A 1,412-nucleotide genomic window follows, 5' to 3' on the forward strand; every position below is an offset into this window, starting at 1 on the left:
TGTATTTTTTTTTGTAGTGTTACAGAAGTATCTGGCTTGTGGCACATGAGTGGTCAATTTTTTATTCTTTTTTTTGTAAAGTAGAAGACGGCAAACGAGTTAGTATACGTTCTCGTAGGCTCGGAGATGTGTATAAGGTACAGTGGTGCGGTGGGCGGTGGCGCTTTTTTGCTCGGGGGCTGTGGTTAGCGGGTGGGTCACCGCGATGCCGGGGACTAGGCCGCCGGCTATGCCCAGCCAGCAGCCGAGGGCGGCGATGAAGGCGGCGCGGCCCATGGTCAGCAGGCGGCGGGTTCGCGGGCGGGCGCCTACGGCGCCGAGGGTGGCCAGGTCGGGGCGGGCGTCGGCGGATGCGAGGCCGGTCGCGATCAGCGCGCCGCCGAGGGCGAGGACGGCCGCGGCCCCCGCCAGCATCAGGGTGATCTTGCCGAACGAGCCGGTGAAGCCGCGTTCGACGTAGACGGAGCCGTCGTCCTTGGTGAAGGTGTTGAGGGTTTTGTCGAGGCGTGCCTGTTCGGCCTCGGTCACGCGGTGGTCGGTGCGGTCGATGCCGAACGCCTCGGTTCGGACGGGGAGCCCGATCTTCTCCGCCACCTTCGGCGGGACTATGGCGCGGACGTGCGGGTCTCCGGGAGCGACGACCGCCGGCAGGTTCTCGATCGTGCGGATCGTGTGCTCCTTGTCGTCCTCCCAGTAGAAGACCTTGGCCGTGGTCGTCCCGCTGGACGGGGGGCTGGCGCGGAACAGCACGACCTTCCCCGCGTCCAGCGCGGACGTTACGGCGGGGTCGTCGTGGCCGAGGACCATGCGGGCCTCGCGGGCGCCGCCGACCACGTTGTCCATGAGGTCGAAGGACGCGTTCGTGTCGCGGTCGGCGAGGAACGTGACGGTGGGGCATTGCGCCCAGTCGTCACTCGTGCAGATCCCGTCCGGGCCCGGCAGAGCCTTCAGCGGGACGACGGGTACGCCGGGCAGGTCGCGCCGGACGGCCTCGCCGACCGCGTCAGCCCGGTCGAGCGGCGGCCTGACCAGCGCCGACCCCATGGGGAGCCGCGCCTGATACTCGATCTGCTCCTGCCGGAAGTCGCTGGCGCCCCCGATGGCCAGCGCGGTGATCCCGGCGACGGCCGCCATGATGGCGGCGACGGCGGGTGCGGTGCGGGCCCGGTTGCGGGCGCCGTCCCGGACGGCGAGGCGCAGCGGCAGCGGGAGCAGCGGCGCGAGCCGGCCGGCCGCGCCGGCGAGCCACGGGCAGGCGAGCACGAGCCCGATGATGATCGCCGCCGCGCCGATCGCGGCGCCGAACTCGCGCCACCGCTGGACGCCCTCCAGGCACAGCGCCACGCCCGCGACGACGAGGACGCCGCCGGCGATCGGCCAGCCGCGGCGGGGCCGGGCGAGGCCGCCCGGCA

1 pseudogene is annotated in these 1,412 nt (G+C 70.8%); it reads right to left on the reverse strand.

Annotation, left to right across the window (positions count from 1 at the left end):
* Positions 1-99 precede the first annotated feature (99 nt).
* Positions 100-1,412, reverse strand: a pseudogene (locus HUX53_RS27100) (hypothetical protein); the annotation flags it as partial.

Source organism: Actinomadura sp. BRA 177, assembly GCF_013372625.1.
GTDB lineage: Bacteria > Actinomycetota > Actinomycetes > Streptosporangiales > Streptosporangiaceae > Spirillospora.